This window comes from Candidatus Omnitrophota bacterium, from assembly GCA_030695905.1.
In the GTDB taxonomy this organism is placed as follows: domain Bacteria; phylum Omnitrophota; class Gorgyraeia; order 2-01-FULL-45-10; family 2-01-FULL-45-10; genus CAZHPY01.
Genome location: JAUYOL010000028.1, coordinates 25,356 through 39,134, shown reverse-complemented (window position 1 = coordinate 39,134; position 13,779 = coordinate 25,356). Strand labels below are relative to the sequence as shown.

Genomic DNA, 13,779 nt, shown 5'->3' with positions numbered 1-13,779 from the left:
CCAAATACCTTTAAAAACAAGGCTACCGCATAACATATAGGGCTATTCTACATTATTTGGCGGGAGAGCGAGCAATGAGTCCGAGCTTACTTTTCCTCGCAGGGGAAAAGTAAGCGTTCCCGCGAGGTACCCCATCCCTCGAGGGCTCTTGTGGGTGGAGAAAATTTACTTATATTTTATACTTGACCATTCTTGTCAGGTATGAGAAAATACCCGCATGAAGCTTTCGACGAAATCGACATATGGTTTACGGGCGATGGTGAATATTGCCATGGCCCAGGGCAAGTGCGCGGTATCTATTAAAGATATTTCGGATAGAGAAGGCATATCCAGCGTATATTTAGAGCAGTTGCTCAATAAGTTAAGGCGCGAGAACCTGGTAAAAAGTGTCAGGGGCCCGTCGGGAGGGTATATGCTTTCCAAGGATCCCGGCCGGATCACGGTAGGTGACATAGTAAAGACTCTCGAGGGCAGTATTACGCCTGTCGATTGCGCGGCTGGACGCGAAGGATGGAAGAGCGTGTGCCAGCGCAAAAGTACATGTGTGGCAAAAACAGTATGGGCGAAATTGGCGAAGGCCATCGACGATTGTCTGGAATCGGTAACACTGGAAGATCTTTGCGGCAAAAAATAGGAAGGTGCACATGAGGCAGGTATATCTCGATAATAATGCTACAACAAAAATGAGAGCGGAAGTTTTAGAAGCGATGCTGCCGTTCATGAAGGATGTCTATGGCAACGCGTCCAGCGTGCATCAATTTGGCAGGACCGCGCGTAAAGCAATAGATGCGGCTCGCGCGAAAGTGGCGGATCTTTTGGGCGCTGCCAGCGCCGAAGAGATCATCTTCACGTCGGGCGGGACAGAATCCGACAATTACGCGATAAAGGGCGTAGCCCATGCGTTAAAATCAAAAGGAAATCATATAATAACATCGGCAATAGAGCACCACGCGGTACTGAATACATGTAAGTTTTTGGAGAAAGAAGGGTATAGTGTCACATATCTGGGTGCCGACCAGTACGGCATGATAAATCCGCAAGATCTAAAAAAAGCGATCACCGACAAGACTATGCTTATAACGCTGATGTACGCGAACAATGAGATAGGAACGATCGAGTCTATAGAAGAGATGGTTCGGATCGCGAAAGAAAAAGGCATCTATTTTCATACGGATGCTGTTCAGGCTGTGGGAAAACTTTCATTTGCGGCAAGCCAGATGAATGTGGATCTGTTATCGATGTCAGCCCACAAGATTTACGGTCCCAAAGGCATGGGAGCTTTATATCTGAAGAAAGGGACAAAAATAACGCCCCAGATGCATGGCGGACACCATGAAATGGGCAAGCGCGCCGGTACGGAAAATGTAGCCGGCATCGTCGGGCTCGGCCGCGCCGCGGAACTCGCGAAGCAGGAGATCGCGCAAGAGGATAAGATAAAAGACCTAAGGGATTATCTATATAAAGGCATAACGGCAAATATAGAAGATATAAAACTAAACGGCCACCCTGAAAAAAGATTGCCCAATACGCTGAATGTAAGTTTTACGTATCTGGAGGGTGAGTCTATAATATTAAATCTCGATATGGAAGGCATAGCGGTTTCAACCGGTTCGGCATGTACATCGGGAACATTAGAGCCGTCGCATGTTCTTAGCGCGATGGGCGTCGATGCCGTCAATACTCAAGGTTCGGTGAGATTTTCATTGGGCAGGGATAATACCAAAGAAGAGATCGATTATGTAATCAGCGTATTGCCTCCGATAATAAAGAGGCTGCGCGCGATGTCGCCGTTATATGAGAAAGGGAAATAGAGATGGAAGGTCAATATTCAGAGAAGGTAATGGAGCATTTCAAGAATCCTCATAATGTCGGAGAGATTCCTGACGCAAGCGGTGTAGGGAATGTGGGCAATCCTGTTTGCGGAGACATTATGCGGCTTTATATCAAAGTGGACGATAAGGGAGTAATCACTGATGCTAAATTTAAGACATTCGGATGCGGCGCTGCCATAGCTACGTCAAGCATGGTCACGGATCTGGTGAAGGGTAAGACGATAGAAGAGGCTCTCAAGGTCTCTAATAGGGCCGTCGCGGAAGCATTGGGAGGCTTGCCTAAGATAAAGATGCATTGTTCGGTATTGGCCGAAGAGGCCTTAAGAAGCGCTATTAACGATTATATGAGTAAAAAGAGTAATATCAAGGGATAATTAAGGGAAAGAAGAGCTGCGGTGAAGCATAAGATCAGGAAGCACATAAAAGAGAAGCTTAGGGCGCATTCGCCGCTTGAAAAATCCAGAAAAAGTGGTATAATAAAGGATAAGCTATTTGACGAAGAGGAGTTTAAAAAGGCAAAGGTTGTGATGTTTTATGTCTCGTTGAAGGATGAAGTAGATACCTGCTTCATGATAGACGAGGCGCTTAAAGCGGGAAAAAGGGTTTGTGTTCCTGTAATTTTGAAGGAAGAGAAGAGATTGATAGCGGGCGAAATTAAAAATAGGCTGGAAGATTTAGAAAGTCAGCATTTTGGGATATATCAACCCAGGTACGACAGGGTAGAAGAAGTCCCTTTAGATGATATAGATTTGGTTGTAGTTCCGGGCATCGCGTTTGATAAAAATAACATAAGGTTAGGGCGAGGTCACGGCTACTACGACAGATTCTTATCAGGCTTACCAGCTGCAACCAAGGCTATCGGCCTGGCATTTGACTTCCAGGTCCTGGAAGATCTTCCCAAAGACCCACACGACATTCCCGTCTCGAAAATCGTTAGTGGTTGAGTTTAGACGATTCCGCGAAGCGAAACAATCACAGCGTAACCCGTTGTAAGATAAGCGTTTTGATAAGCGGCGTATTAAAAGCCGTCATTATGGCTTTATCTTCTACGGTTCATTCTATAGAGGAGGAAGTTTTATGCACCAGGACACATTGTTGACCACCATAGGGCTGGCGGGCATCGGCGCTGTCATATTTTTCATGCTTGGGTATTTTATCAGGAAGCGCTATGCCACAAAGAAATTAAAAAACGCTGAAGAGAGAGCTAAAAAAACATTAGAGAGTGCCGCAAATGAATCGGACAAGATTCGTCGTCAGGCAGAGCTTGAATCCAAAGACCTTCTTCTGAAGTTAAGGACGGAGTTTGAGCATGAATCCAGGACCAGGCGCCAGGAACTGAATGTGTTGGAAAAGCGCCTGAACCAAAAAGAAGAGAACATGGATAGAAAGGCCGACATCATTGACAGAAAAGACAAGGATCTTGATAGGCGTGATTCCACTCTTGTTGAAAAAGAGAAGCATATGCAGACGAAAGAGAAGACGCTTGAAGCCATGATCCAGGAGGAAAAGGATAAGCTGCAGAAAGTTTCTGGGATGACGAAGGATGAGGCGCGTCAGGTATTATTAAGGCGGCTCGAAGACGATGTCAAGCAGGAAGCCGCGATAATGATCAAACGCGTCGAGGAAGAAGCGAAGGAGAAAGCCGATAAGGAAGCGCGAAAGATAGTGGGTCTGGCTATACAAAAATGCGCGGTAGAGCATACGGTCGAGACGACGGTAAGCGTTGTAAATCTGCCGAGCGATGAGATGAAGGGCAGAATAATCGGGCGTGAAGGCAGGAATATACGCGCCCTTGAAATAGCGACCGGGGTAGACGTTATTATCGATGATACTCCGGGAGCGGTGATACTGTCAGGGTTTGATCCTGTAAAGCGCGAGATAGCCAAACTCTCCTTAGAAAAATTGCTTGAAGATGGGCGTATTCACCCCGGAAGGATCGAGGAAGTCGTAGAGAAAACCAAGAAAGAGATGGAGAAATCGATGGCAGAAGAAGGAGAGAAAGCTCTCTTCGATGCCGGATTACACGGCCTCCATCCGGAGATAGTGAAGCTTTTAGGAAGGCTAAGATACAGGACCAGTTACGGCCAAAATGTGCTGCAGCACTCCAAAGAAGTCGCGTATCTTATGGGCGTAATGGCAAATGAGTTGAAGCTCGATTTTACTCTGGCCAAAAGGATAGGGCTGCTTCATGACCTTGGTAAAGCCGTAAGCCACGAAGTCGAAGGTACTCACGCGAAAATAGGCTCGGATCTCGCGCGTAAATACAATGAACCCGAAAATATTTGCCACGCGATAGAGGCGCATCATCAGGATATAGAACCTAAGACGCTTTTGGCGGTATTAGCCCAGGCGGCAGACGCTATAAGCGCGGCTCGCCCAGGCGCCAGACGCGAAACGCTCGAGACGTATGTAAAGAGGCTTGAGAAGCTTGAGTCGATAGCCGATTCATTCAAAGGTGTCGAGAAGGCCTATGCTATACAGGCGGGGCGCGAAGTGCGCGTAATAGTCCAGCCGGATAAGATAACGGATGCCCAGGCGGCTGTGATGGCGCGCGATATAACTAAGAAGATCGAGGAAGGGTTAGAATTCCCCGGGCAGATCAAAGTTACGGTTATACGGGAGACCAGAGCCGTAGAATACGCGAAATAAAGGAGTTTCCATGAGGGTATTGTTCATCGGTGACATAGTAGGCGAGCCTGGAAGGCACGCGATAAAAGAGCTTGTTCCCAAGATTGTAAAGAGAGAGAAGATAGATTTTATCGTGGCCAACGGTGAAAATGTCGCGGGCGGCTCGGGAATAACTCCTATGCTCGTCGATGAATTATTGGGTTATGGCATCGATGTTATAACATCGGGCGATCATATCTGGAAGCGCAAAGAGATATCAGACAGATTGTCGCAGGATGCCAGGATATTGCGTCCCGCGAATTATCCACGCGAGTCTCCGGGCTCCGGGTCTACGGTGGTTGAATCGAAGTCCGGAGTGGAAGTCGGCGTAATAAACCTGCAGGGCCGTGTTTTTATGCAGGCCATCGAGTGTCCGTTCAGGGCCGCGAAGGCCGAAGTAGACAGGATAAAGAACAAGGCAAGGGTGATAATAGTCGATATCCATGCCGAAGCGACGAGCGAGAAGATGGCGATGGGCTGGTTTCTCGACGGGTCGGTAAGCGCTATCATAGGTACGCATACACATGTCCAGACTGCCGATGAGAAGATCCTGCCGAAAGGCACGGCTTTTCTGACAGACGCGGGTATGACGGGACCTTTCGATTCAGTCATAGGCAGGAATAAAGAGCAGATCCTTACGCGATTCATATCGCAGATGCCGACAAAGTTTGAGATGGCCGAAGGCGACGTTCAGCTTCACGGCGCGATAATAGATATAGATGAAAAGACAGGCAAGGCCGAATCTATCAAACGCGTCCAGGAGAAGCTGGCTTAATAAGAATTACCCTCCCGGTGGGTAAGGCACGTCTTACCCACCGGGAGGGTATAAGGTAAACGGTATGCCGCATAAAATTCTCGAGAAGACGAAGCTCAATTCGGTGATGTGGAAGGTGTCGCTCGATGCGCCCGTTATCGCGAAGAACGCGAAGGCCGGGCAATTCGTTATCGTGAAGATAGACGAGACCGGCGAGCGTATACCGCTTACCATAAACGATTCCGATCCGAAAAAAGGTACCGTAACAATAATATTCCAGGAAGCCGGCACAACGACAAAGAGGCTCGGATGCCTTAAGGCCGGAGATTCGATATCGGACCTGCTCGGCCCGCTTGGCAAGGCGACAGATTTTGGAAAAATCGGCAACGCAGTATTGGTCGCCGGCGGCGTCGGCATAGCGGAGATCCTGCCGATAGCCAAATACGCGAAATCCAACGATAATTATGTCTTTACGATAATTGGCGGCCGGACAAAAGAGCTTGTAATTTTAGAAAAAGAATTAAAGCAATATAGCGACGATTTGATTGTTACAACAGACGACGGCTCTTACGGCGTAAAGGGCCTGGTGACAGGGCCGCTGCGTGAGATAACCGCGAAGAAGATATTTAATATATGCTATTGTGTCGGGCCGGACATAATGATGAAGGCCGTTTCTGAATGCACAAGACCTTGCGGCATAAAGACACTGGTGTCATTGGACGCGAATATGGTCGATGCCACAGGCATGTGCGGGACATGCAGGGTCATTGTGGGCGGGAAGACCCAATTTGTTTGTGTTGACGGACCGGAATTCGACGGCCATCTTGTGGACTGGGATCTGTTTTTAAAACGCCAGAAAAGATTTTTGGCAGAAGAGAAGAAGTCATTCGAAGCCTTCCAGGCCGGGCATAAGAATTGCGCATATAGATGAGAACTATGGACACCGCCGCGGTGTTATGTAGATAACTACGGTTTCACCGCGGCGGTGGGATAGATTATTATGAGAACGCAAGATCCAAGAGATAGAATAAAAAATTTTAATGAGGTGGCTCTGGGCCTTACCGAGGATGAGGCAAAGAAAGAGGCCTCAAGGTGCTTACAATGTAAAAAAGCGCTTTGTGTAGGCGGCTGTCCCGTAGAGATAAATATACCAGAGTTTATAAATCATATAGCCAGGGGCGAATTTGAAAAAGCGGTTTTAAAGATAAGAGAGAAGAATGCTCTTCCGGCAGTTTGCGGCAGAGTCTGTCCGCAGGAAGACCAGTGTGAAAAGACATGCATATTAGCTAAAAAAGACGCGCCTATCGGGATAGGCGATCTCGAGCGTTTCGCGGCGGATTGGGAAATGGCGCATGTGAAGAAAGCCACCGGCTCACGGAGCCGTCAGGTTACAGGCCCGAAGGTCGCGATAATCGGCTCAGGCCCGTCCGGAATCACTTGCGCGGGTGAGCTTGCCAGAGCGGGGTATGACGTTACGATATTCGAATCCCTGCATAAAACAGGCGGGGTCCTGGCTTATGGGATTCCTGAATTCAGGCTTCCGAAGAACATAGTCGAATGGGATATAGATTATGTTAGAAGCCTCGGGGTAAAGATAGAAGTTAACTTTCTTGCCGGTAAGACAAAGACTATAGACGAATTAAGGGGCGACGGGTTTAAGGCGTTCTTCATAGGTATTGGCGCGGGCCTGCCATATTTTCTTGGGGTAGAAGGAGAATCTTTAAACGGTATATATTCGGCAAATGAATTTTTAACAAGAACAAATCTTATGAAGTCATATCTTTTTCCGGAGTATGAGACTCCCGTAAAAGTCGGCGATATCGCGGCCGTTGTCGGCGCCGGTAATGTGGCCATGGACTCCGCCAGGTGCGCCTTAAGGCTCGGCGCGAAAGAGGTATATATTATTTATCGCCGTACGGAAAAAGAGATGCCGGCGCGTATAGACGAGATCCATAGGGCGAAAGAAGAGGGGATAAAGTTTGAGCTGTTGACGCATCCGGTAAAATTTTCCGGCGATGATAATGGATGGGTAAAAGAAACCCAGTTGATGCGCAATGAGCTCGGAGAGCCGGACGCGAGCTCTCGGCGCAGGCCGGTGCCGGTAAAAGGCTCTGATTTCAAGATGAAGATAGATACGGTTATTTGCGCTATAGGCCAGGGACCTAATCCTTTATTACCGGCGATGATGCGCGACCTTAAACTTAATGAGAATGGGAATATTATTACCGATAAAGACGGCATGACTTCTATTAAAGGCGTATTCGCCGGCGGCGATATAGTTACGGGCGCCGCTACGGTAATTTCTGCGATGGGCGCGGGCAAGCGCGCGGCCCGCGCGATAGATACATATCTAAGAAGATGAAGAACGAGCAAAAAGAGAAACATGTATATTCGGTCTCGGAACTCACCAAGTATATACGGGTGATAATAGAGGACTCATTTCCCGGTGTATGGGTGGAAGGCGAGATGTCGAATTTCATACTTCATACTTCGGGCCACATGTATTTTAGCCTTAAGGACGCCAACTCTGTTATAAAGTGCGCGATGTTTAAGCGCGCGAATGAAAAACTGAAGTTTAATTTAAAGAGCGGGATGAAGATAATAGCATTCGGCTCGGTAAGCGTTTACGAGGCCCGCGGTGATTATCAGCTTATAGTAGAAGAGATAGAGCCTAAAGGAGTGGGCGCGCTGCAACTGCAGTTTCAGCAGTTAAAGGAAAAATTGCAGAAGGAAGGCCTTTTTGACGAGAAATATAAAGTGCCGATACCGTTTCTTCCGACGAGGATAGGCGTCGTGACAAGCCCTACGGGCGCAGCGATACAGGATATACTGAATATAGCCAGGCGCAGATTTTCCAATGTGGAGATAATTATAAATCCTGTAAAGGTACAAGGCGTCGAAGCTAAAGATGAAATATCCGCTGCGATAAGGCAATTCAACGAACTTAAGAATATAGATGTCATGATAGTGGGACGCGGAGGAGGCAGTCTTGAAGACCTGTGGCCCTTTAATGAGGAGGTCGTGGCGCGCGCGATATTCTCTTCCGCAATACCCGTAATAAGCGCGGTGGGCCACGAGATAGATTTTACGATATCGGATTTTGTAGCGGATTTTCGGGCCCCCACGCCTTCGGCGGCGGCAGAGCTCGTTATTCCAAAAAAAGAGGATCTTACCAGGCTGATAAATACTGCCACTACGCGCTTAAATAACGCGGCTTTTGGAATTATAGATGCTTTAAGAGAAAAGTTGCGCAGCCTTCAAGGCGCGTATGTTCTAAGGCAGCCGTTAAATTATATTATTCAGCAGGAACAGCGCGTGGACGACCTTAGAAAAGATATGTCTATAAGGATAGATCATATAGTCGATATGTGTGGTGAGAAATTTAACCGCATATTAAGCAAGCTCGAAGTTTTGAGCCCGGTATCGATATTAGGGAGAGGTTACAGCATTACCGCTAAGATGCCCGAGGGCACAATAGTAAAAGACGCCAAGTCGCTGGAGATAGGCGATACCGTGGAGACAAAATTGGGTCATGGAAAATTTATAAGCAGGGTAGAAAATATAGAATAAGGGGGAAGCGATGGCTGAGATAAAGTTCGAAGACGCGTTAAAAAAACTTGAGAAGATAGTGGATGATCTTGAAAGCGGCAATTTATCTTTGGATGACGCGCTTGGCAAGTACGAAGAAGGTATAAAATTGTCAAAACTTTGCGCGAAAAAACTTGAAGTCGCGAAGAAGAAAGTGGAGATCCTTTTAAAGTCGGAAGATGGCTCTGTAGAGCTCAAGCCGTTCGATGAGACAATGGCCGAAGAAAAGGCAGAATCCAAAAAGAAAGTTCAGAAATAGTTTGGCCCTTATAGAGATAGATAAAAATCTGGAAAAGTATCTGCCAAAAGGCGACGGTATAATACAAAAAGCCGTCAGATACAGTGTTCTTTCGGGGGGAAAACGGATAAGGCCTCTAATTTTAATAGAGTCGGCAAGGGTTTGCGCCGGTTCTGTTAAAGACGCTATGCCGATAGCGTGCGCGATAGAATTTATACATACATACTCGCTTATACACGATGATCTTCCGGCGATGGACAATGATGATCTTCGCCGGGGTAAGCCGACTTGCCATAAAGTGTTTGGGGAAGCGAACGCGATTCTTGCCGGGGACGCGCTGCTTACCTTGGCGTTTGGCATAATAGCAAGACATACCCACGCAAAAGCGGGCCTCGAGATAATACAAGAAGTGTCAGAAGCAGTTGGTGTGAATGGGATGGTGGGCGGGCAGGCGCTTGATATGGAATTTCAGGATAAGAAAGACAGGAATATATTAAAGAAGATAAACCTTCTTAAAACCGCGAAACTTTTTGAGGTATCAACAAAGGCAGGCGCGATTGTCGCGGGCGCGGGCCGCAGAGAAACGGCCGCGCTTCAAAAATTTGGGTTAAATTTTGGCCTATCCTTCCAGGCAGTCGATGATCTTTTGGATGGAGGCGCGGGAGCACGCAAAGAAGCGGCTGTGTTTATAGAGAGAGCGAAAAAAGAACTTAAGATATTCGGTAAAAAAGCGGACAAGCTAAAGGCTATGGCCGATTACTCTGTAAAGAGGATCATATAATGAGATTGGTCGATACGATAAACGACGTAAGTGATCTGCGTAAGTTAAAACTTACCGAACTGCCCACGCTCGCTAAAGAGATACGCGACCAGATCGTATCTACAGTATCGAAGACGGGCGGGCATCTGTCCTCAAGCCTGGGCGCGGTAGAGCTCGCGGTGGCTATACACTATACGTTTAACACGCCCCGCGATATGGTTTTGTGGGATGTGGGGCACCAGGCTTACGCGCATAAAATACTGACGGGCCGGTTACGTTCTTTTTCCACACTAAGACAGCTTGGCGGTATAAGCGGATTTCCAAATAAAGATGAGTCTCCCGAACATGACATAGTCACCTGCGGACATAGCTCGACATCTATATCGACCGCGCTGGGCCTTGTTCTGGCAAAAGATTTGAACAAGGACAATAGGAAAACGATAGTTGTAATAGGCGACGCCGCGCTTGCCGGAGGAATGGCATTCGAAGCGCTTAATCACACAGGGCACCTTAAAAAGAACGTGATAGTTGTGCTGAATGATAACGAATTATCGATATCAAAAAGCGTCGGAGCCTTGAGTAGGTACTTAAACCGGATAATAACGAACCCCGCTTATAACAAAATAAGGCGTGATGTGGAAAGAGTATTGATAAGAATACCCCGTTTTGGTTTCAGGGCATACAGGGCCGCCAGAAAACTCGAAGAGGGCCTGAAAAATCTTCTTATACCGGGGATGTTATTCGAAGAGATGGGTTTCAGATATTTCGGCCCTATAGACGGGCATAATATAGCGCAGCTTGTGGATGTATTTAAGAATGTGGCGGATCTGGACGAACCTCTTTTAATCCATGCGATAACAAAGAAAGGTAAAGGATACAGCCCGGCGGAAAACTCCCCCAGCGCATTTCATTCAACGGGGCCTTTCGATATCGCGACGGGTATACCAGTTAGCAAAGGCGCGAAAGAGACGTTTACCGAAGCTTTCAGCGCGAAGATAGTCGAAATCGCTCAAAATGATCCCAAGGTGGTGGGTATAAGCGCCGCAATGATAGACGGTACAGGGTTTAATGATTTCGCGAAACTATTTCCGGAACGTTTTTTTGATGTCGGCATATCGGAAGAGCATGCGGTGGGGTTAAGCGCGGGCCTTGCCAGGGGCGGTTTTAAACCGGTAGTCTCCATATACTCCACATTTTTACAGCGCTCGTATGACCAGATCGTCCACGATGTCTGCCTGCAGAACCTGCCCGTCATATTTTGTCTCGATAGAGCAGGCTTGGTCGGAGAGGACGGCCCGACGCATCACGGTGTTTTCGATATCGCCTATTTACGGCATATACCCAATCTTATGGTGATGGCCCCCAAAGATACCGATGAACTAAAGGAGATGATCGATTATGCGGTCCGGCAGCCCAAGGCGATGGCGATAAGATACCCCAGAGGCTCCTCCCCCATGCTGTCAAATGACGCGCATCTTATCTTAGCCAAACACGCGGCAAATAAAACGCCGGTCGAGACCGGTAAGGCCGAAGTGATCAAGAACGGCAAGGATATAGCGATTATCGCGATAGGATCTATGGTATATACAGCGCTTGAAGTCGCCGCGCTATTGATGAAGAAGAGGATAGATGCCTCTGTCATCAATGCCAGGTTTGTTAAACCCATCGACGGAGAGGCTATCGAAGAAGTTTGCCGCGGCACTAAAAGGATAGTTACTATTGAAGAAGGCGTGCTTGAGGGCGGATTCGGCAGCGCGGTATTAGAATTTATGGAAAGAGAAAATATTAATGGTGTAAAGGTAAGGAGAATAGGCCTGCCAAGCAAATTTATAGAACATGGCGCCCGTGCCGAGCTGTTCGCGAAGTATAACTTGACACCCGACGCAATTTGCGATGTAATTACAAGAGAGGTTGTGGGTTAAATACATGGCAAGGATAAAGATAAACAAAGATAGGTGCAAGGGTTGTTACCTTTGCGTGGTTAATTGCCCCAATAATCTTATAAAGGTATCGGATCGATTGAACGCAAAAGGGGTGAAGCCAGTTAAGTTTTTGGGCGGTAAATGTTCAGGGTGCGCCATGTGCGCCCTTGTATGCCCGGAATGTATTATAGAGGTTTATAGATAATTATGACGAGAAAAATACTGATGTGCGGTAATGAGGCTTGCGGCGAAGGGGCTATGCTTGCCGGCTGTAAATTTTATGCCGGATATCCCATTACACCGCAGAATGAGCTTACCGCGTACATGGCTAAGCGTATGTCGGAAACCGGAGGGGTCTTTATACAGGCAGAATCGGAACTTGCCGCGATAAATATGGTTTTTGGAGCCTCTGCCGCGGGTGAACGGGCCATGACATCATCATCTTCGCCGGGCATGAGCCTGAAACAGGAAGGCATATCATATATCGCCGGGGCGGAATTGCCATGCGTAATAGTTAATATGCAAAGAGGCGGCCCGGGGCTTGGCAATATAGCGCCGGCCCAGAGTGACTATTTTCAAAGCGTCAAAGGCGGCGGACACGGGGATTATAAATCTATAGTACTGGCCCCCGCTTCAGCGCAGGAATTAATGGATTATACATTTATGGCTTTTGATATTGCCGACAAATACAGGAATCCCGTTATTATATTGGGCGACGGGCTATTAGGGCAGATGATGGAGCCTATACAATTACGGACGCCGGGTCCCGAACCCCAAATACCCGACAAACCATGGGCGCTGACAGGCTGTAAGGGCAGGGCGCCAAATATAGTAAGATCTTTTTACCTTCCGGAAGGCGCGCTCGAGGAGCATAATAAGAAACTGCAGGAAAAATACAATACCATTAAAAGCAAAGAAGTGCTCTTTGCCGCGCATAATATCAAAGACAGCGATATAATACTGGTCGCCTACGGATCGATTGCCAGGACGGCAAAAGCGTCTATGGAAATGGCGCGCGCGAAAGGATTAAAAGTCGGGCTGATAAGGCCTATAACATTATGGCCGTTCCCCTCAAAGACTATCAATGAAGCAGCCTCAAAGGCAAAGAAATTCCTTGTTGTGGAGATGAGCGCGGGCCAAATGGTAGAGGACGTAATGATAGCCGTAAACGGCAAGGCCGAAGTCGATTTTTACGGCAGGGCCGGCGGCGGCGTGCCCAGTGTCGAGGAGATCTTAACCAGAATAGAAGCTTTAGCATGAAAAAGAAAAGACCGAAGACGGAAGAAGTATTGGTATTTTCACGCCCGAAAAGTATGCGTGACGTAGAGTTGCACTATTGCGCGGGATGCGGCCACAGCATAGTTCATAGGCTTATTTGTGAGGCGATAGACGAATTTGGCATACGCGAACGTGTTATAGGTATCGCTCCGGTAGGGTGCGCCGTAATAGCGTATGATTATTGGGATTTTGATGTCAGCGAGGCGGCGCATGGCAGAACCCCTGCTGTCGCTACAGCCATAAAAAGGGTGAGGCCCGATAACATCGTGTTTACTTATCAGGGGGATGGGGACCTTGCCGCGATAGGCACCGCCGAGATAATCCATGCCGCAAATAGGGGAGAAAATATAACGGTAATATTCGTAAATAACGGCGTATACGGCATGACAGGCGGCCAATTGGCCCCTACGACATTGGCGGGCCAGAAGACGGCGACTACTATACATGGCCGCAGCTTAAGAAATGACGGCTATCCGTTAAAGATATTAGAGATGTTGTCCATACTACCAGGCGTTAAATACTTAGAGCGAGTTTCTATACATTCGGCGCAGGAGATCCTAAGGGCAAAACGCGCCATTACAAAGGCGTTCAGGACGCAGATAGAGGGCAAAGGCTTCTCTATGGTGGAAGTATTATCGAATTGTCCGACGTACTGGGGAATGACACCGTTACAATCTGTAGAGCGCATTAAGAATGAGGTTTCGACGTTCTACCCCATAGGAGTCGTTAAAACATATTGA

Annotated in this window: 15 protein-coding genes; all 15 read left to right on the top strand. The window is 47.7% G+C overall.

The window, feature by feature from the left end; all coding sequences use genetic code 11:
* The first annotated feature begins 217 nt into the window (after positions 1-217).
* The 15 genes from Q8R38_04445 (at position 218) to Q8R38_04375 (ending at position 13,779) form a co-directional block, all read left to right on the top strand.
* Entirely contained in the window at positions 218-634 is a 417-nt protein-coding gene (locus Q8R38_04445) for an Rrf2 family transcriptional regulator (GenBank protein MDP3791275.1), read from the top strand.
* A gap of 10 nt (positions 635-644) precedes the next feature.
* Positions 645-1,811 carry a cysteine desulfurase NifS gene (gene nifS, locus Q8R38_04440; protein ID MDP3791274.1) on the top strand — a complete coding sequence of 389 codons (1,167 nt, stop codon included), beginning with the start codon at positions 645-647 and terminating at the stop codon, positions 1,809-1,811.
* 2 nt (positions 1,812-1,813) lie between these two features.
* The gene (nifU, locus tag Q8R38_04435) at positions 1,814-2,206 is read left to right on the top strand and encodes a Fe-S cluster assembly scaffold protein NifU (protein MDP3791273.1); all 393 of its coding nucleotides are present in this window, start codon (positions 1,814-1,816) and stop codon (positions 2,204-2,206) included.
* Positions 2,207-2,227: 21 nt separating this feature from the next.
* Complete coding sequence (locus Q8R38_04430) at positions 2,228-2,776, top strand: 5-formyltetrahydrofolate cyclo-ligase (protein MDP3791272.1); 549 nt, start codon at positions 2,228-2,230, stop codon at positions 2,774-2,776.
* Between the two features lie 133 nt (positions 2,777-2,909).
* On the top strand, positions 2,910-4,481 hold the full coding sequence (gene rny, locus Q8R38_04425) for a ribonuclease Y (protein ID MDP3791271.1): 1,572 nt from the start codon (positions 2,910-2,912) through the stop codon (positions 4,479-4,481).
* A 10-nt stretch (positions 4,482-4,491) separates the two neighbouring features.
* Positions 4,492-5,274, top strand: coding sequence for a TIGR00282 family metallophosphoesterase (locus tag Q8R38_04420; GenBank protein ID MDP3791270.1), 783 nt, complete (start codon positions 4,492-4,494; stop codon positions 5,272-5,274).
* Positions 5,275-5,338: 64 nt separating this feature from the next.
* On the top strand, positions 5,339-6,184 hold the full coding sequence (locus Q8R38_04415) for a sulfide/dihydroorotate dehydrogenase-like FAD/NAD-binding protein (protein ID MDP3791269.1): 846 nt from the start codon (positions 5,339-5,341) through the stop codon (positions 6,182-6,184).
* Positions 6,185-6,253: 69 nt separating this feature from the next.
* Positions 6,254-7,615 carry an NADPH-dependent glutamate synthase gene (gltA, locus tag Q8R38_04410; GenBank protein ID MDP3791268.1) on the top strand — a complete coding sequence of 454 codons (1,362 nt, stop codon included), beginning with the start codon at positions 6,254-6,256 and terminating at the stop codon, positions 7,613-7,615.
* Positions 7,612-8,823, top strand: coding sequence for an exodeoxyribonuclease VII large subunit (xseA, locus tag Q8R38_04405; protein MDP3791267.1), 1,212 nt, complete (start codon positions 7,612-7,614; stop codon positions 8,821-8,823). The genes gltA and xseA overlap by 4 nt, the downstream gene beginning before the upstream one ends.
* Before the next feature lie 10 nt (positions 8,824-8,833).
* Positions 8,834-9,100 (top strand): exodeoxyribonuclease VII small subunit, encoded by a 267-nt coding sequence (gene xseB / locus Q8R38_04400; GenBank protein MDP3791266.1) that lies wholly within the window; start codon positions 8,834-8,836, stop codon positions 9,098-9,100.
* Complete coding sequence (locus Q8R38_04395) at positions 9,048-9,860, top strand: polyprenyl synthetase family protein (GenBank protein MDP3791265.1); 813 nt, start codon at positions 9,048-9,050, stop codon at positions 9,858-9,860. The genes xseB and Q8R38_04395 overlap by 53 nt, the downstream gene beginning before the upstream one ends.
* Complete coding sequence (gene dxs, locus Q8R38_04390; GenBank protein ID MDP3791264.1) at positions 9,860-11,761, top strand: 1-deoxy-D-xylulose-5-phosphate synthase; 1,902 nt, start codon at positions 9,860-9,862, stop codon at positions 11,759-11,761. The genes Q8R38_04395 and dxs overlap by 1 nt, the downstream gene beginning before the upstream one ends.
* Before the next feature lie 4 nt (positions 11,762-11,765).
* Positions 11,766-11,966, top strand: a complete 201-nt coding sequence (locus tag Q8R38_04385; protein ID MDP3791263.1) for a 4Fe-4S dicluster domain-containing protein — start codon at positions 11,766-11,768, stop codon at positions 11,964-11,966.
* A 2-nt stretch (positions 11,967-11,968) separates the two neighbouring features.
* Entirely contained in the window at positions 11,969-13,021 is a 1,053-nt protein-coding gene (locus Q8R38_04380; GenBank protein MDP3791262.1) for a 3-methyl-2-oxobutanoate dehydrogenase subunit VorB, read from the top strand.
* Positions 13,018-13,779 carry a thiamine pyrophosphate-dependent enzyme gene (locus Q8R38_04375; protein ID MDP3791261.1) on the top strand — a complete coding sequence of 254 codons (762 nt, stop codon included), beginning with the start codon at positions 13,018-13,020 and terminating at the stop codon, positions 13,777-13,779. The genes Q8R38_04380 and Q8R38_04375 overlap by 4 nt, the downstream gene beginning before the upstream one ends.